At 42.5% G+C, this 17,594-nt stretch carries 16 protein-coding genes; 10 read left to right on the top strand and 6 right to left on the bottom strand.

The features are described 5' to 3' along the window. Positions 1–44: 44 nt before the first annotated feature. The gene (locus BLT18_RS11555; protein ID WP_091274114.1) at positions 45–992 is read right to left on the bottom strand and encodes an oxidoreductase; all 948 of its coding nucleotides are present in this window, start codon (positions 990–992) and stop codon (positions 45–47) included. 396 nt (positions 993–1,388) lie between these two features. Here BLT18_RS11555 and pta point away from each other — a divergent pair, with 396 nt between their 5' ends. Then, a complete protein-coding gene (pta, locus tag BLT18_RS11550) occupies positions 1,389–2,390 on the top strand; it encodes a phosphate acetyltransferase (protein WP_091274111.1) in 1,002 nt (333 codons plus the stop codon). Positions 2,391–2,602: 212 nt separating this feature from the next. Here pta and BLT18_RS11545 read toward each other — a convergent pair whose 3' ends face one another. After that, the gene (locus BLT18_RS11545) at positions 2,603–3,448 is read right to left on the bottom strand and encodes a lipoate--protein ligase family protein (RefSeq protein WP_091274108.1); all 846 of its coding nucleotides are present in this window, start codon (positions 3,446–3,448) and stop codon (positions 2,603–2,605) included. 179 nt (positions 3,449–3,627) lie between these two features. Here BLT18_RS11545 and BLT18_RS11540 point away from each other — a divergent pair, with 179 nt between their 5' ends. The 5 genes from BLT18_RS11540 to BLT18_RS11520 all read left to right on the top strand — a co-directional run bounded on the left by BLT18_RS11540 (position 3,628) and on the right by BLT18_RS11520 (position 8,177). Continuing rightward, positions 3,628–3,858, top strand: a complete 231-nt coding sequence (locus BLT18_RS11540) for a DUF1450 domain-containing protein (RefSeq protein ID WP_091274105.1) — start codon at positions 3,628–3,630, stop codon at positions 3,856–3,858. A gap of 282 nt (positions 3,859–4,140) precedes the next feature. Beyond that, positions 4,141–5,379: a dicarboxylate/amino acid:cation symporter gene (locus BLT18_RS11535; protein ID WP_091274102.1), complete on the top strand. Its 1,239-nt coding sequence runs from the start codon at positions 4,141–4,143 to the stop codon at positions 5,377–5,379. Positions 5,380–5,641: 262 nt separating this feature from the next. Further along, on the top strand, positions 5,642–6,964 hold the full coding sequence (locus tag BLT18_RS11530; protein WP_091274098.1) for an HD domain-containing protein: 1,323 nt from the start codon (positions 5,642–5,644) through the stop codon (positions 6,962–6,964). Between the two features lie 52 nt (positions 6,965–7,016). Continuing rightward, positions 7,017–7,553, top strand: a complete 537-nt coding sequence (locus tag BLT18_RS11525; protein ID WP_091274095.1) for a YwgA family protein — start codon at positions 7,017–7,019, stop codon at positions 7,551–7,553. An 81-nt stretch (positions 7,554–7,634) separates the two neighbouring features. After that, positions 7,635–8,177, top strand: a complete 543-nt coding sequence (locus tag BLT18_RS11520) for a YwhD family protein (RefSeq protein WP_091274092.1) — start codon at positions 7,635–7,637, stop codon at positions 8,175–8,177. Positions 8,178–8,334: 157 nt separating this feature from the next. Here BLT18_RS11520 and BLT18_RS11515 read toward each other — a convergent pair whose 3' ends face one another. Together BLT18_RS11515 and eutB are read right to left on the bottom strand one after the other, a co-directional pair. Next, positions 8,335–10,416, bottom strand: a complete 2,082-nt coding sequence (locus BLT18_RS11515; RefSeq protein ID WP_091274089.1) for a transglycosylase domain-containing protein — start codon at positions 10,414–10,416, stop codon at positions 8,335–8,337. A 212-nt stretch (positions 10,417–10,628) separates the two neighbouring features. Continuing rightward, positions 10,629–11,600, bottom strand: a complete 972-nt coding sequence (eutB, locus tag BLT18_RS11510) for a hydroxyectoine utilization dehydratase EutB (RefSeq protein ID WP_322787571.1) — start codon at positions 11,598–11,600, stop codon at positions 10,629–10,631. Between the two features lie 179 nt (positions 11,601–11,779). Between eutB and BLT18_RS11505 the strand changes: the two genes are divergently transcribed. Continuing rightward, entirely contained in the window at positions 11,780–12,958 is a 1,179-nt protein-coding gene (locus BLT18_RS11505; protein ID WP_322787570.1) for a M24 family metallopeptidase, read from the top strand. Here the strand turns inward: BLT18_RS11505 and BLT18_RS11500 are convergent. After that, positions 12,955–14,307 carry a hydroxysqualene dehydroxylase gene (locus tag BLT18_RS11500; RefSeq protein WP_091274084.1) on the bottom strand — a complete coding sequence of 451 codons (1,353 nt, stop codon included), beginning with the start codon at positions 14,305–14,307 and terminating at the stop codon, positions 12,955–12,957. The two genes, BLT18_RS11505 and BLT18_RS11500, sit on opposite strands and share 4 nt — an antisense overlap. Before the next feature lie 151 nt (positions 14,308–14,458). On the opposite strand from BLT18_RS11500, the gene BLT18_RS11495 reads away from it, so the two are divergent. Next, positions 14,459–15,139, top strand: coding sequence for a TraR/DksA C4-type zinc finger protein (locus BLT18_RS11495; RefSeq protein WP_091274075.1), 681 nt, complete (start codon positions 14,459–14,461; stop codon positions 15,137–15,139). 65 nt (positions 15,140–15,204) lie between these two features. On the opposite strand, the gene BLT18_RS11490 is transcribed toward BLT18_RS11495, so the two are convergent. After that, positions 15,205–15,549: a YolD-like family protein gene (locus BLT18_RS11490; protein WP_091274073.1), complete on the bottom strand. Its 345-nt coding sequence runs from the start codon at positions 15,547–15,549 to the stop codon at positions 15,205–15,207. Between the two features lie 212 nt (positions 15,550–15,761). Here BLT18_RS11490 and BLT18_RS11485 point away from each other — a divergent pair, with 212 nt between their 5' ends. After that, complete coding sequence (locus BLT18_RS11485; RefSeq protein WP_091274070.1) at positions 15,762–16,334, top strand: hypothetical protein; 573 nt, start codon at positions 15,762–15,764, stop codon at positions 16,332–16,334. A gap of 121 nt (positions 16,335–16,455) precedes the next feature. Beyond that, on the top strand, positions 16,456–17,556 hold the full coding sequence (locus BLT18_RS11480) for a Fe(3+) ABC transporter substrate-binding protein (RefSeq protein WP_175487486.1): 1,101 nt from the start codon (positions 16,456–16,458) through the stop codon (positions 17,554–17,556). The last annotated feature ends 38 nt before the right edge of the window (positions 17,557–17,594 follow it).

Below are 17,594 nucleotides of genomic sequence, written 5' to 3'. Positions count from 1 at the left end.
CAAACGCCCTTGTTTCAGGATGCTTTTTCTTTAAGACAACAATGTCATGAGCGTTTTGTGCTGAGCTTTTCAGTAAGCGAATCTTCGGCACATACCATATCAACAACGCCTTGATCAACAAGTTTTTCGGCTTTTTGTAAATCAGCTAATTTTTTTGTAATACCAACATAAATGGAGACGTATGACTTTATTTGTTTTGCTAACTCAACGTATTGTTGAACATCGGGAGTGTCTTCTTGCTGATTTTCACGATGCCAGCCAATATCAATATTTAACAAATCAATGCCTGAAAATTTCAGCTGTTTCGCAAGGTGAACGATATCTTCTGCCGTTGTATCATCAGTTTTTAACGTAATACCGGGAAGACGGAAAAAGACCGGCATATCTTCCCCGATATATTCTCGAATATGTCGTGCAATAGCCAATGGAAAATGCATGCGGTTTTCATATGTTCTTCCCCATTTGTCCTGTCGCTTGTTCGATAACGAAGATAAAAATTGGTTAATAAGATATCCGTTTGATCCCACAATTTCGATGGCATCAAAGCCAGCCTCTTTCGCGCGTTTTGCTCCATGCGCAAACGCCTCAATCAATTGGTATATATCCTGTTCCGGCATGACCTTGTATGAATCGGGCTGGTTGGATGGAGAAAGCAGCGAACGCCCTGCTTGAAAAAGCTGCAGTGCAATTTTTCCGTTGTTTTCATGGACAGCCTCTGCGATGTGTTTGAAACGATCAGCATACTTCTCATCTGTGATAACTGGAAATCCAGTCTCTTCGTTATCGTCGGCAGATACTAACGCTCGGCCAAATATAGTCAGACCAATACCTCTCTTATGGGCGTGAATATATTGGTCCACAAGTTTGTCACTTGTGTTATCGAGCTGATCTGCGTGAGGGGCATCCAAAAAAACTCGAGTGGGAATATTAGTGTCTCGTATAGTTATTGGTTCTAGAAGGGAATAATCGTTCTGCTGTTTGTCCTTTTCCATGATGTATACCTCCTTACATCTTCTGTTTTATAGCATAAACATGTACAGAGAAACTCATCCATCTCATATTTTTGTATTTATTTCGAGTGTTTCACGTGGAACAAAAAAGTATATAAATATAACTTTTGTTTTTATGGGATAGGAATGAAACAAATGTGAAAACGATTTATAAACCTTGATATTGTAAGCGTTCACCATTTAGAAAATTTCTATTTTTACTATTTCAGACTTGTTGGTTTATTTTTTGAAAAAAGTGGAGTATCCTTAGGGGTGAAAAAAGGCAGCAATAAACGTCACGATAGATAAATACTACTCTCGCTGGGGAAAATAAAACTGCATGGTATGTGTACATGTTATAAAGCATCTTGCTTTATAGAATATGAAGGAGGTATAACGGTGAGTGATCTGTTTGAGGCTGTAAAAAGCCAGGTAAAAGCAGATTGTCCTTCGATTGTTTTTCCTGAAGGGGAAGACGACCGGATTATTAAAGCAGCTTCACAGCTGTCTCAGGACAAAATGGTCAAGCCAATTGTCGTTGGAAATAAAGAAGAGGTAGAGAGAAAAGCAGTGTCTCTTGCTGTTTCATTAGATGGAATAGATATTTATGACCCCGCATCATACGCTCACTTTGATACGTTAGTAACGGCTTTTGTGGAGAGAAGAAAAGGAAAAGAAACGGAAGAAAGCGCTAGAGAGAAGTTAATGGATTCAAATTACTTTGGAACGATGCTTGTTTATTTGAACTATGCGGATGGTTTGGTAAGCGGCGCGGCACATTCCACAGGAGACACAGTACGGCCGGCTTTGCAAATAATTAAAACAAAACCAGGTATTCAAAAAACATCGGGCGTATTTATTATGGTAAAAGATGAAAAGAAGTTTGTTTTTGCTGATTGCGCCATTAATATTTCTCCAGATGCCGATGAGCTGGCCGAAATTGCAATATCAACTGCAGAAACGGCGAAAACGTTTGATATTGATCCGAAAGTAGCTATGTTAAGCTTTTCTACGAAAGGTTCTGCTTCATCGATGGAAACGCAAAAAGTTTCTGAAGCGACCACAACTGCTCAAGAAAAGCGTCCTGACTTAATCATTGATGGCGAATTTCAATTTGACGCAGCATTTGTACCGGCAGTGGCAGAGAAAAAGGCACCGGATTCACCGCTTCATGGAGAAGCGAATGTGTTTATTTTTCCAAGCCTGGAATCTGGAAATCTTGGTTATAAAATCGCGCAGCGTCTCGGTGGATATGATGCGATTGGGCCGATTTTACAAGGTTTAAATAAGCCGGTAAATGATTTGTCACGCGGCTGCAGCACGGACGATGTATATAAATTGGCTCTAATCACTGCAAAACAGGCGATAAATGAGAAGCACGCACATCTTCTTCACTCTTAATATAGATACAGCATGAAAAACACCGGCCGGAGGCAGTCCGCCGGTGTTTTTTTAGGTTCGATCCACGTTATTGGGAGACTGCTGTTGTTTTTTTTGTCAGGCTGGACGGCTTTTTGGCTTCTCCTTTTCCCATCATCGGCGAGGGAGCAGCCAAAAAAGCATCCCATCTGCTTATCTGCATGTATAACGTACAACCGACTGGTACTGGAATCTCAGCGGCTTTTTTGTATGTTTAAAGCTTTATTGTTGCGCTCGATAACTCGTTGGTAATGGTAGTCAAAACGGTGTATTTCTTTAGATGAAAGGGTAGAAGGCTGTATATGAGCACCGTGTTGTTGGAACGTTGTTAACAAACGCAAAAGAATATCTTGTATCGTCAATGATTCCCTGTACAACTCTTCGAGAGAGCGCATAACGTCAGGATTGATGTGTGGATATTCAAATCGTGTCGGTTCATTTTTGACAGCAGATTCATAAAAGCGCTGCAGCAGTGCAGCACGTTTGGCTCCGCTGCCAGACACAGCCATATAAATTTGGACGGCGACTCCTCCGCGGATTCTCCTTTGTGATATCCCAGCAAACTTTTTGCCGTTTATGCTTAAATCATAGGTGCCCGGACAATAGGATCCTTGAATCTCGTATGCATCAATCATACCTGGTTTATCTGAAAACATCGTTTGAACGACGTTCCACATAAAGTCATATCCGCTGTTAATGGAAATGGTTTTGTTTTCTTTAAAAAGAAGAGAAAGATTAAAAATTCCTTCATCCAGAACCACTGCTAAACCGCCGGAATTGCGCACGATGACGTGATAACCGGCTTTTTTTATGTCTTTTATGCCATCATGAAGATACGGCAGACGACTGTCTTGGATGCCTAACACAATGGTTGGCTGGTGAACCCATGCGCGCATGACCGACGAAGACGTATCCTCTCCGATACTGGTACATAACGTGTCATCGAGAGCAAACGATTGGAGAGGATTCATATGAAGGCCGGAGCTGGAATGATCCAGCCAGCGCCATGTTTTTCCTGGAAGCATATCGTTAACGTTCATATGTATAGCTCCGTTCTTTTTGCATAATCTCTTTTGTATTATAGCATGAAAGCATGCTGGGACAAATGTCTATACAAGTTGGTTGCGTTCGCTTTGATGTGTGATATACTGTAAATTGCGCAAAAAGCAGCTTTTATCTTGTTTGGCAAGGAAATCATTGAAAAAGGAACGTGAAAAAAATGGTGAATGAGTTTCGTGTATGTGATGATTGTCAAGCGACTAATTTAAAGACGCTGCTGCCAAAATTAAAAGAAATAGATCCAGACGCTGCAATTGATATTGGCTGTCAGTCCTATTGTGGTCCAGGTCGTAAAAAAGTGTTTGTGTTTGTAAATAATCGTCCATTTGCAGCATTAGATGAAGAGCAAGTTATTCAAAAAGTCAAACGAAGAGTGCAACGGGCCACGTAATCCTATTTATAATGTGTTTCCACGGGGAATAAGCTTGGTTCTGCTGACAGGGGTACATAACGTGTTAACATGAGTCCCGCCCTTTGTATCGTCAATATATAGAGAAAATTAGTACACGTGCAGCGAGATTTTCATTTGCATCTAAAGTCTTAGTGGCAGCGGCGTGTTTTACAGTCAACAACACACTAAACTGAAAAATGTAACAAATTCACTTGCTGAATTTTAAAGGGGGAACGACGCTCTACAGTCATCAGAGATAACACCAGAGAGGAGAGCGCTGATATGGAAAATTTAACGAAAAAGATTTTGACAGCCCTTGTGCTAGGGGTTATTGCTGGTCTTATTTTAAATTTTGTTCCAGACAATATCTTTGCTGCGGCAGATACATACATTCTGCAGCCAGTAGGACAAATCTTTCTGAATTTAATCAAAATGCTTGTTGTACCGATTGTTTTTATTTCCATTGCTCTTGGAACAGCAAGTTTAAAAGATCCTGTTCAGCTGGGCAGAATTGGTGGAAAAACGATAGCGTTTTACATTATAACAACGACAGTTGCACTCACTATTGGTTTAGGACTGGCCAGCTTTATTCAGCCGGGCCAAGAGGGGGCATTTAATACAGGAAATGCGGAGTATCAAGCAGAAGAAGCACCTCCGATCATGGATACGTTGTTAAATATCATTCCGGACAATCCGGTTAACGCAATGGCTGAAGCAAATATGCTTCAAATTATTGCAATTGCTATTTTTCTAGGGGTGGCGCTGGCTAAACTAGGAGATAAAACAGCCGGCATTCAAAAGCTGCTCGAACAAGGTAATGAAGTAATGATGTTTCTTGTAAACATTGTTATGTTTACAGCGCCATACGGGGCCTTTGCCTTAATTGCTTCTGCGATTGGTGATGCGGGAATAGACGGATTGGAGCAAATGGCAATGTACATGCTCACCGTGATACTGGCCCTTGTGGTACACGCCGCCATTACGTACAGCTTGGCCATTAAAGCGTTAGGGAAAGCGAGTCCTGTTCAATTTTATAAAAACTTTTTCCCTGCAATGACGGTGGCATTTAGTACGTCCAGTTCAAGTGGAACATTGCCGGTATCGATGAAAACGGCACAGGAACGTTTGGGCATCAGCAGATCTGTCAGCAGCTTTGTTCAACCGCTTGGAGCAACAATTAACATGGACGGCACAGCGATTATGCAGGCGGTAGCAACCATCTTTATTGCACAAGTATATGGTATGGACCTTGCTTTTTCACAACTGGTCATGGTTGTTCTAACGGCAACTTTAGCAAGTATTGGTACAGCTGGTGTGCCAGGTGTAGGTTTAGTCATGCTGTCGATGGTGCTGCAGCAAGTAGGTCTTCCGGTTGAAGGAATTGCATTAATCCTTGGTGTAGACCGGTTATTAGATATGCTTCGCACGTCCTTAAATATTACAGGTGACGCAACGTGTGCATATATCGTGGACCGTTCAGAAAAGAACAAAGAATCAGCAGTCGAAACGCCTTCGCAGTAGAACCAGAGTCATCTGAACATTTTTGCGTTTACGATAAGTAATAGTGCCCCGTTTCCTAATGTTAAAGGGAAGCGGGGTTTTCGTATGGATAGAAAAGGCTGATATCTTGTCAGGGCGCTTGTGTTTTTCTTAATGGAATATGAAAAATCAATGGTGTGTCGGTTTTCTTTTTGCTTATTAAAGAGGCAGGTTGGTATAATGAAGAGAAATAACAACGTTGTAAATGAGGAAAACTGAATGATAAAAGGGAGCGAAAGCTGGCATGAAAACAGGCAATCGCAAGCTGCAGGAAGAAAAAGTATTTAAAGACCCAGTACATCGTTATATCCATGTGCGTGATGAATTAATTTGGGATTTGATTGGAACAAAAGAATTTCAGCGTTTGCGCCGTATTCGCCAGCTTGGGACGACATTTTTGACTTTTCATGGAGCTGAACACACTCGTTTTAACCATTCACTGGGTGTCTATGAAATTATGCGACGCATTATTGAGGTGTTTGAAGGGAAGCCGTATTGGCAGCATGAAGAGCGTTTGCTTTGTTTGAGTGCCGCTCTTCTGCATGATATTGGCCACGGTCCATTTTCCCACTCCTTTGAAAAAGTGTTTCAAACTGATCACGAGTGGTGGACGAGAAAGATTATTACAGGAGATACCGAAGTACATCATGTGCTGACACGTATGGGAAAAGATTTCCCGCAAAAAGTAGCGGATGTGATTGAAAAAACGTATCCAAATAAATTAGTTGTCAGCATGATTTCGAGTCAGATTGATGCGGACCGGATGGACTATTTACAACGTGATGCGTTTTATACCGGTGTCAGTTACGGGCATTTTGATATGGAGAGAATTCTGCGTGTCATGCGTCCGCGAGAAGATCAAGTAGTGATTAAAAATACAGGGATGCACGCGGTGGAAGACTATATTATGAGCCGTTATCAAATGTATTGGCAAGTGTATTTCCATCCTGTTACAAGAAGTGCAGAAGTAATATTGAGCAAGATTTTGCAGCGTGTGAAACATTTACAAGCAAGCGGCTATTCCTTTAAGCAGCCGCCTTTGCATTTCCAAGGTTTTTTTGATAAAAAACTGTCATTAGACGATTATTTACAGTTAGATGAATCGGTGACGTTATTTTATTTCCAAATGTGGCAAAAAGAAGACGATGCCACACTAAGTGATTTATGTCAGCGGTTTATGAACAGACATTTGTTTAAATACGTAGAGTTTGATCAGCATTTTGTCATGAATGAATGGCTGAAACTGCAGGAATTATTCCGTAAAGCAGGAATGGACCCGGAGTATTATTTGGTTATTGATTCTTCTTCTGATCTCCCGTATGATTTTTACCGGCCCGGTGAAGAAGATGAAGAACGAATGCCGATTCATTTATTGACGCCGGACAAGAAGCTGCGTGAGTTATCAAGGGAATCAGACATTGTTGAAGCGATTTCTGGAAAGAAACGCACAGATCATAAATTATATTATCCAAAAGAATGGCTTGATACCCCTGGTTATGAAAACGAAAAACAACAAATCAAAGACATACTGCAAGTTCATGACGGGAAAACAGATACAAAACAATAAATAAAGAGATACAAGGAAAAATGGGGATGTTTCAAGTGAAGGAGGACTAAGGGTGCTGCCGGATCACGCAAAAATTATGACGCTGTTGAATGACGCGGGAGAAATTGTTGGTCGAAAGAAGCTCCAGAAGATTGTGTATATCGGGAAAAAAATGAACTTGCCATTGCAGGAAAAATACACCTTTCACATATATGGACCGTACTCCGAGGAACTGACGTTAAGAATTGAAGAGTTGTGCAGTCTTGGGTTAGTGACGGAAATAAAAGAAGAAAAGGCAGGATATTATCAATATCGTTATACATTAACGGAAAATGGGGAAAGCTTTCTAGAAAAATTTCCAATGACATGGCCAAAAGAACAAGCGCTTGGCATCATTCAACTATTAAACGAATACAGCTCTAAATTTCTAGAACTAGTATCAACGATGTTGTATTTTGATGAACTTCCAAAGAATGAAGTAGAAAACAAGGTACATACGTTAAAAAAAAGCCAGAACTATTCTTCCATTGACATTCAAGCAGCATGGGAGCTTATTGATACTTTGAAACACAAGCATGGAACAAGGTATGATAAAGACAGGAAATCCTGACAAAGAGGTTGAATACATGTTAGACAGGGAAGCGCACCGTGTTTGGCACCAATTATTTCTTGGAAAAGGAGACGATAAACGATGGATTTGTTTGATAAAGGTGATAAAAAGAGAAAAGGCGGCGGTTTTAATATATTGAGCGGTGATTCGACCGATGGTCACGGCGGATACGGCGTCGGGGCGCTAAGCTTAGATAATATGTCACCTGTGATTGTAGATCCAGAAGATGATGACGCTTATGTAGACATGGGGGCATTACACGCCAGATCAGAAGTAGAAAAGCGGGTCAAATTTTATCCTGATAAAGAAGAAATCCCAGATGGCCGCTTGTATTGGATGGTGTGGGTCACCATTGATCACAATGAAAATGGCAATCCCTTTTATGCGGGTGTGACAGCATGTGAAATACTGGTTGAACGTGGAGATAAGCGGATTCGCAAAGGGTATAAAAGCATGCCGGAGCACGTAAATAATATGGATAAATCACTAAAGGGCCGTATCATTGTCGACAATATGGACGATCACTCTAAAAAGATTTTGGGTGCATTTTTAAAAGGATTTAATAAGGACATGTGGGAGAATTCCAGCGAAAAGCTGCATCAATTGCTTTCCGTAGAAGAGTAGAGCAGTGCAAAATGTTAACAAAGTGTGAACGATTTTTGAAACAATGAATAGATATATTGTTCTTTCGAAAAAATATCAATACACTAGAAATATACACACAACATAACTAGGACACCAAAACGTGCAAGAGCCTATATAGGCTCTTGCACGTTTTGGTTTATTCGAACCATTTTTTAAGACGGTCAAAGAACTTTTCTTCTTTTTCCGGCAGCTTGTTTTCATGCTGGTCGCGGTGTTCTCCGTCTTGTGCTTCTTTTTCCATTTCATCTGTACATGATTTCGTTGGTTCTGTTCCGGCTTCAAATGCGATGGTGCGGGACGGTCCGCATTCTTCTGAACTTAATAAACCTGTTTCTGGGTCAATGTCTGTTTTCACTATGCCGTCTGGTGGAGAAAAGGCCAACTTTAGTTCATCCTCTAAGCCTTCCCTCATAAATTGAGCCCAAATGCGTTTTGAAACTTGGCCTTCCTGGGCGTGATTCATTTCGCGGTTGTCGTCATATCCAACCCAAACCGCTGTTGTTAATTGGGGAGAGGATCCCACCATCCAGCTGTCATAATCGGTGGATCCACTTTTTCCCGCCAGCGGCCGGTCGATAAGATGTGCGATGGAAGCCCCTGTCGCAGACGTGTAACTGTCTAAAGAAAGGTCAAACATACTTTGCATCATATCTGTTAGTACATAGGATTTTTTCGGATCAAGCACTTGTTTGGTTTCTTGTTTCTGTTCCATTAATACATTTCCTTGGGAATCGGTAATCTTTTGAATAAACCGTGGTTTTACCGATTGGCCGCCATTCGTTAAAGCACTGTAGCCGGCAGCCATATCTATAATGCGTACACCTTGCGTACCGAGTGCTAACGAAGGAATAGGATCAAGTTCTGTTGTGATGCCGACCTTTTCTGCTGTATTTACGAGAGCGTCAGGACCAAGAAATAAGTGCGTTTTCATAGCATAAATATTATCAGAGACTGCTAAAGCTTCTTCTAAATCAATAAAATCATTTGCGTATTTTTCCCCGTAGTTTCCAGGCGTATACGTATTTCCGTCTGTGCCTGTTTGAAACTCAGTTGGCTCACTGCGAAAGGAAGTAAGCGGTGTAAATCCTGATTCTAACGCAGCATAATATAAAAATGGTTTAATAGCAGAACCAGGTTGTCTTTTCGCATGAATCACACGGTTATATGTGCTTTCTTCATAGTTTTTTCCGCCTACTAGTGCACGCACATCGCCGCTGTGCGGATCTATGACTGCTAGTGCTGCTTGGATATCTGAATCTTTTGGTGTTTCCAACTCTACCCATTTTTCAGCTAACTGCTGCAGTTCAGGATCAAGTGTGGTGTAAACATGCAGTCCTCCACGCTCCATCAGCTGAGGATTTAAGTCGGTCGATTCTATTAATTGTTCAATATGATCTTGAAAATAAGGACCGGTACGCTCATCTGCTAACTGCCCGGGCGGTTCTAGTTCCCATTCTGTTTGTTCAGCCTGTTGTCTTTCTGTTGTTGTAATAGCCCCTGTCGCCTCCATGGATGCTAAAACGACACGCTGCCGTCCTTTTGCTCTATCTGGATAAGAAAACGGTGAATAATAGGAAGGACCTTTGGGGATTCCTGCTAGTAATGATGCTTCTGACAGTGTTAATTGACTAGCTGATTTATCAAAATAGAGCTTGGATGCTGCTTCAATTCCATAGGCTCCATGGCCGAAATAAATAGTGTTCAAGTAACCTTCTAAAATATCTTCTTTATCGTAATGCGTCTCGAGCCGTAAGGCATAAAAAGCTTCTTCCAGCTTACGTGACCATGTTTTATCATGTGTTAAAAATAAATTTCGAGCATACTGCTGAGTGATAGTGCTGGCTCCTTGCGCTTTGGATCCAGATTTAATGTTTGCAGCTATGGCCGACATAATCCTGGGTATATCAAAGCCATTGTGCTCATAAAATTCGCGGTCCTCAACGCTTATGACTGCATCAATTAGTGACGGGGAGATATCTTCAAGCTCAATCCAATAGCGTTTGTTTCCATGATGGCTCTCGCCAATAACAGAGTGGTCCGCCCCATAAAAAACGGTTGTTTGGTCCACCTGTATAGGGGGAGCTTCTAGTACTATTGCGCTCGTAACAATAACAAGGGCTGAGCTTGTAAACAATACACCGGCAAGCAGCATACACCGTAAAAGTTTTCTCCACCAACTTAGTTTTGGCTGTGAATGTCTTTTTAATGCTGTATTCACATCGTTTCACCTCCCGCTTCTTACGGATTGACCTTTTGTCTCCATTTTGGGTAGATTGCACAACTTTTAAACCAAAAGAGATAAAATGGCTTCCTTGTATGCGGGCAGGCATGCAAACGATGGATAAGGGAGAGAAGAGAAAACATAAAATGGCATCATGGGAGAGAAAAGAAAAAGACGCTGGCCTTGTGCCAGCGTCGCAATTGTACACGTCAGGTTTTCGAGTGCAGATATGGCTCTACAATGTCGTAATGGGATAAGGGGTCAATACTGTTTCCAGTAACAACAATAACGACAGGCCCTTGTGGGATAACCATTTTTTCTAATAAGGCACCGGCACCTACAGCAGCTGCTCCTTCTACGACCATGCGGTGGTGTTGATACAAATAAGCCATCCCTTTTGCAATAGCCGGCTCTTGAAGACGCAGACGCTCATCGACATATCGGGAGATCATTGGCATGGTATAGTGATTATTCACCCCAATCCCGCCGAGCAGACTGTCTGCGTACGTCGGGTGTTCCGGCACAGCAACAGGTCTTCCTGCTTTAATGCTGTCATCCATGGCGGCTCCTTTTTGAACAGATAAGCCAATCACTTGTATACGAGAGTCTGTTTCTTTCAGAGTCAGACCAATACCAGAGAGAAGTCCTCCACCCGATAATCCAGCTAAAACAGTATGAACATCAGGCAAGTCCTCCAAAATCTCTAACCCTATCGTTCCTTGCCCAGCAATAACAGCAGGATTATCAAATGGCGGAATCAGCGTATAGCCGTCTTGTTTTTGCAGGCGTAAGCATTCCTCTTGAGCCTCGTCTTGACTGTCTCCGTGAATGTGAAGTGTTGCTCCGCTTTGTTTTAGCGCATCAATCTTGGCTTTAGGTACGCGGCTGGAGACACATACGACTGCTGGAATGCTTAGCTGTTTGGCAGCATACGCCACCGCAAATCCGTGGTTGCCGGTAGAAAAGGTAATAACCCCTTGCTGTTTTTGCCTGGAAGAGAGGGAGGTGATCATGTTCGTTGCTCCACGAATTTTAAACGAACCGGTGGGCTGCAAGTTTTCAAGTTTTACATAGACGGGAACGCCGGTGTGGTCTGTGAGAGGTTGAGAATATATCATTGGTGTTGGAGCAAGTGAGGTGCGAATTCGTTTTTTGGCCACCCAAACGTCCTTAAGCGTCACGTTTTTCAATATATCCCCTCCTGCCTTCATTTTCCTTGGTTTATTTCAATTTTTGGTTATGAACTCCTTTATGGTCAGAATAAAGTGATATAAAACCACTGTCTACAACTATTTGTACGTTGGAAAACGAATATTATGGCAGATGGTTATTATGATTGGATATGAAGGGGGAACCGGCTGTGCGGTCATTGACAGTGTTTCCAAAGGAAGAGTACGCGCTCAGGCTGGAAAAAGTAAAAGAGAAGATGGAACAAAAGGGGATCGACGTTTTATTTTTAAGTGATCCTGCAAATATGAATTATTTAACTGGATATGATGGCTGGTCGTTTTATGTTCCTCAAATGGTTATTGTTTTATTAGAAGAAGAAGAGCCGTATTGGTTTGGCAGAGCTCAAGATGTAAATGGCGCCAGAGCAACGTCCTGGCTGTCTCCATGCCGGCTGTTGTCGTACAGTGACGAATACGTACACTCCACGGTCAAACACCCGATGGAAGTTTTAGCTGCTTGGATGACTCAGCACAAAAAACACGTAAAACGAGCGGGGGTGGAAATGGAAGCATATTATTTTTCCCCTCGTGCGCTGGAGCGGTTAGAGACTGGTTGTCCGTGGCTGACGTTTATAGACGCTAATCTGCTCGTTAATAATGTGCGCATAATCAAATCTAACCGTGAAATTGCCTATATGAAAAAAGCTGGGGAAATTGCAGCGCGCGCGATGGAAGCAGGTGTAGCAGCAGTGAAAGAAGGAGCGCGTGTATGTGATGTGGCAGCGGCAGTGTCACACGCTCAAATACGCGGAACGGATCAGTTTGGCGGAGATTATCCTTCCATCGTGCCGCTGATTCCTGCAGGAGCGCTGACGTATGCACCTCATGTCAGCTGGACCGATGAAACCATTAAAGCCGGTGACCCGCTCATTATTGAATTAGCCGGCTGCTGCAGCCGTTATCACGCGCCGTTAGCGAGAACGGTCACAGCCGGCAAACCGAAACCAGAATTTAACCGTTTATCGCAAGCGGTGATTGAAGGTGTGGAAACGGTACTTAACTATATTAAACCAGGTGTCACGTGTGAAGAAGTAGAACAAAAATGGCAGACTGTCATTGCGAGACATGGTTTCTGTAAAGATTCTCGCATTGGCTACTCGATTGGCATTAACTACCCGCCAGACTGGGGGGAACACACCGCATCTTTACGCCCTGGTGACAAAACCGTCCTGAAGCCGAATATGGCTTTTCATCTTATTCCAGGTATTTGGCTTGAGGAGTTAGGCGTAGAAATTAGTGAAAGCTTTGTCGTCACTGAAAAAGGCTGTGAAACGTTAAGCTCGTATCCTAGAGCCTTTCACAGCGCTTAGATTCGACTTTTTGCGGTAATACAGTTAGCGGCTAATTTTCCTGAATAGACAGCCCCTTCCATGGTGGCAAAAAACGGCTGCATCGTATAATCTCCCGCCAAAGTTAAGCCTTTGATGGGAGTTTTTTGTGAGGGTCTCATTTTGTGATGTCCAGGACCTAAATGGTAGAAGTCATGATGATGCACTATTTTACGGTATGTGATAATGTCATCACGGTTGAGCGGTGTTCCAATGGCATGTAAGTCTTTGAGAACGATATCCAGCGTCTCTTCTCCGGATAAATCAGTAAAACGTTCGGGAGGAGCTAAAATAATAGAGAGTCTGCCGCTCGAATCTTGAAACGTTGTGCGCGACTGTTCGGCAAAGCTTGCTAAACATGTTCCTGGACCAAACGTTGTAATATCTTTTGGCAGCAGTGGTTTTTTCATATCGATTTGAAACGTACACGCATCCATGGTCGGCAATGCAAATAGTGACCGAAAGCTTTCGTGTGCGGAGAAATCGGATTTGAGCAATTGCTTCGCTGCGTGCAAAGATACAGCAACCGCAGTGTGTTCTCCTCTCCATTCTTTTCCATCACTAGTTTTGGCCCCATTTACGGCACGGCCGTCTTCTGTAACAAGCAATGATTCCACTTTTTGATTGGTATGTACAGCGCCGCCTAACGATTTAATTTTCTCGGCCATTGGCTTGCACATCACTTCTGTCATGCCTCCTAAGTAAGCCCCAATTCGCATTTTCAACATGCGCGGTAATCCAACAGCGAACAAGCCGAAAAAATTATAAGCAGAATATCGTTCGGGTGGAAGAAAATAAATCCCTGTACTCAGTGGAATAACAATATAATGAAAAGCGGCTTCAGTGAGACGGTGTTTTTTGGCATATTCCTGCACCGTCCATTGATCAAGTGCTGACGGATGAAGATAATAATCTTTTAAGCCGCTTAAAAAAAACTGCATGGTCGACACGATGTCTTTATTTTCTAAACAGGGGTGGTTTCCTGTCATCGTTTTAAGCATTTTCAACGGTCCAAATAAAGGGGCAACTCCTAACGTCACTGTTTGCTGATTCCGAGGAGAACGCACTTCTACTTTTTCTTCCCATGTAACAATGTCTTCCAATTTCACCCCTGCTTTTTTCAAGATACGGGGCAGATGGCTGTAAAAGCCGATATAGCGATGAAATCCTGATTCTACATGCATGCCGTCTTCGTTCCAAGATGCTGTACGGCCTCCAACGACGGAGTCTGCTTCGAGTACAACGACTTTTTGGCCAGCCTCAGCTACTTCCAGTGCCGTTGTCAATCCTGCTAACCCTCCGCCGATAATAACACAATCGCAGGTTGTCATTCGTTTCACCTCCGTCTTTTAGGATTTACTTATCTGCACAAATTATGAGAGGAACCGTAAACCTTTTTAGCCATTACCAGAAACTGTTCCGCAACGGTTCTTTTCTTTCGAGCATACTACGTAAAGAGGGAGAGAAAAGGAGGAGAAACAAGTGAGAACGAATGAATTTTTTCATGACTTAAAACAGCAGCTGACCTCTCGTTTGCATGAACTTCAACAGCATAATCACGATCATTTCGGTTTAGATGAAGAGTTTGCCCGGGAATCGATCGGGGAATTGTCGAACTACGATAACCATCCGGCAGACAATGGGACAGAATTGTATGAAAGAGAAAAAGATATGGCACTAGATCAACATTCTCGGCGTGAGCAAGAACGTATTGAAAAAGCGCTGCAAGCCATGGAAGAAGGATCATACGGTACGTGTGAAAAATGTGGAAGAGATATTTCGCTGGAGCGGCTGGAGTCAGAGCCAACCGCTTTGCAGTGCATTCAACATTCTTATCAAGAGCCTAACATTGACGACAGGCCTGTAGAGGAAGAGCGTTTGATTCCGGGGAAAGGCGGGTTTACTGATACAACGGTACAAGACGTGGAAAATGACCGGTTTGATGCGGAGGAAAGCTGGGAGTTAGCAGGAGCGTATGGCACATCAGATGCACCGCAAGACACGTATGACCCGTCGCTTGAATATGAGGGTATGTTCGGTGATGCAGAAGATGACGGTATCAATGATGAGTGGACGTTTGGGTATGGAATGACAGATAGTGAAGGCGAGCCGATTGATTTTGACCATGACGTTGATTTTTCGTACTATTTTTTAAGAAGGTAGACGCCAAATGGCTGTCATAAAGCCCCATTTGCAGTTGAAGCTGTCATGGGGCGTATTTTTATGGACTAGATACAGGCGATATCAGCAAGGTCTTCAAAACGAAGATAGACGGTGCCATCGCCGGTGGCCAGATGAAATTGTTTTTGGACATGATTAATATAAGAGCAGCGGCCAATGATTTTGTGGAAAAAACCATCCCGCCAATAAGTAAAACAAAGCACGGCATCGTTTCGCATAGCGTCTCCAAGCATCCACTCCAGTTCTTCCCAGCGCTGCGGGTCCATTTCGGGTTTTTTTTGTTTAGCTTGTTGTTTTTGATGGTTCAGCCATTTTTCGCGGTGTTCTGGTAAAATCATTCGTGAGGATTCCCAGCGCAGGTTGGATCCTGGCGTTAATTTGTTTGGGTTCATGGGTGATCCCTCCTTCTCTCAATTATATAAGAACAAGTGTTCTTTATGTAGGGTTGTTTTTTCTTTTTTGGTGAAGTTTGTAAAGGAACAGAGCAACAGGAAAGGTGAAAAGGTAATCACGCTTTAAAAATAGAGAAAGGAAATCGTTATAACAAAAGCGAACCTAACGGTGAAACCGAAATACCATCCAGATAAACAGGAGATGGTGCTGTATGACCATTATTTGTGTGGAAAGTGCAAAAGCGATGGAAAAAACAAACGCTGCTTTGGAATTAAGAGATAAATACGGTGCATACGTAATCACCGATGAACATAAAAAGCTCAGTAGCGGAATTAGTAGTTGGCAGAGCGAATGCAGCAGACAGATGAAACGATGGAAATTGGCAGAAGAAAAGGAAAAAATATATCCGCTGGTGGTACTTAATGGCGATTTATACCAATCTTTTATTCAAGCATCGGAAAATATACAGCAGGCAAAAGAAGTACGAGATATGTTTTTATATGCATTAATGAATAAAAAAATTGGCTTTCCTGACCGTCATTTTTACTTATCGATTCATCATTCCACGCTGTTAAAAAGAGAAAAAAATACTGTTTTTTATACCAAAAAGCAGCGATTTTATACACGCCTCCCGTCAGCAGTTTCTATCCAAACAAGGAACACAAGGGCAGCCGCTCAAGCCATTATCAAGCATCTGCCGAGCGGTCCATGGAATCGTTATGACCAAAAGCATTTAGATCAGCTGAGACAGCTTTCTGTACAGCTGGCCGTAGAATATAAGTGATTAATGATAATAACCAAATTTTTTGAAAAAAACCTTGACTTGATAATGGTTTTCATTAAGAATATATATATAATGAAATTCATTATCACTTATACATAGTCATGGGGGTAAAGAAATGAAAATACGTTCGAATTGGTATCTCGTTATGCTGTTTGCTGTTTTTATGCTCGTTCTTGCTGCTTGTGGAAGCGGTGAAGAAAATGAAGAGGCAGAGACAGAGGGAGAAACGGCAAATGAGGAAAATGCAGAAGAAGCAGATAACGAAGACAGTCAAGAAGTGAACTTATATACAAGCCGTCACTACGACACAGATGACGCGTTGTATGATCAATTTACAGAAGAAACAGGTATTGAAGTGAATGTGATATCTGGAAATGCAGATGAGTTAATTGAACGATTGGAACGTGAAGGAGAAAATACAGAAGGAGACGTCTTCATCACATCAGATGCTGGCCGGCTTCACCGAGCAAAAGAAGCAGATTTGCTGCAGTCAGTGGAGTCAGATGTGCTTCATGAAAACATTCCTGAAAACTTTCGTGATACAGATAATCAATGGTTTGGTTTAACAAAAAGAGCGCGTGTTATTGTATACCACCCAGACCGCGTCAGCGAAGAGGAATTATCGACGTATGAAGCATTAGCAGACGAAGAGTGGGAAGGGCGTGTGTTAGTACGTCCAGCTGACAATATTTACAATCAATCGCTTGTTGCTTCTCTTATTTCCATTAACGGAACAGAAGAAACAAGTGCATGGGCAGAGGGGCTTGTAAACAATTTTGCCCGTACACCGAAAGGCGGCGACAGGGATCAAGCGAAAGCTTTAGCTGCCGGTGAAGGGGACGTAGCTATTATGAACACGTACTACATTGGAAAGATGCTTAACTCAGCAGAAGAAGAAGAAGTGAATGTTGCTGAACAGCTGGAAATCTTCTTCCCGAACCAAGAAACAACTGGTACTCACGTGAACGTCAGCGGTGCAGGTGTAACAGCGAATGCACCAAACCCAGAAAATGCTGTAAAGCTTATTGAATTTCTTTCCAGCGAAGAAGTACAAGACGAGTTTTCCGAAGCGAACTATGAGTATCCTGTCAATCCAAACGTAGAACCAGCGGAGCTTTTACAATCATGGGGTGACTTTGAAGAGCAGGATATCGATTTGACACAGCTCGGAGAAAACAATACACAAGCATTAATGCTCATGAATGAAGCTGGGTGGCAGTAATTAGATAAAACTGGGCTGTGTGATGCAGTCCAGTTTTT

This window comes from Alteribacillus persepolensis (assembly GCF_900099605.1).
GTDB classification, from domain to species: Bacteria; Bacillota; Bacilli; order Bacillales; family Marinococcaceae; genus Alteribacillus; species Alteribacillus persepolensis.
The sequence above is the reverse complement of the archived record's forward strand: the minus strand, read 5'-3'. Positions and strand labels throughout refer to the sequence as shown.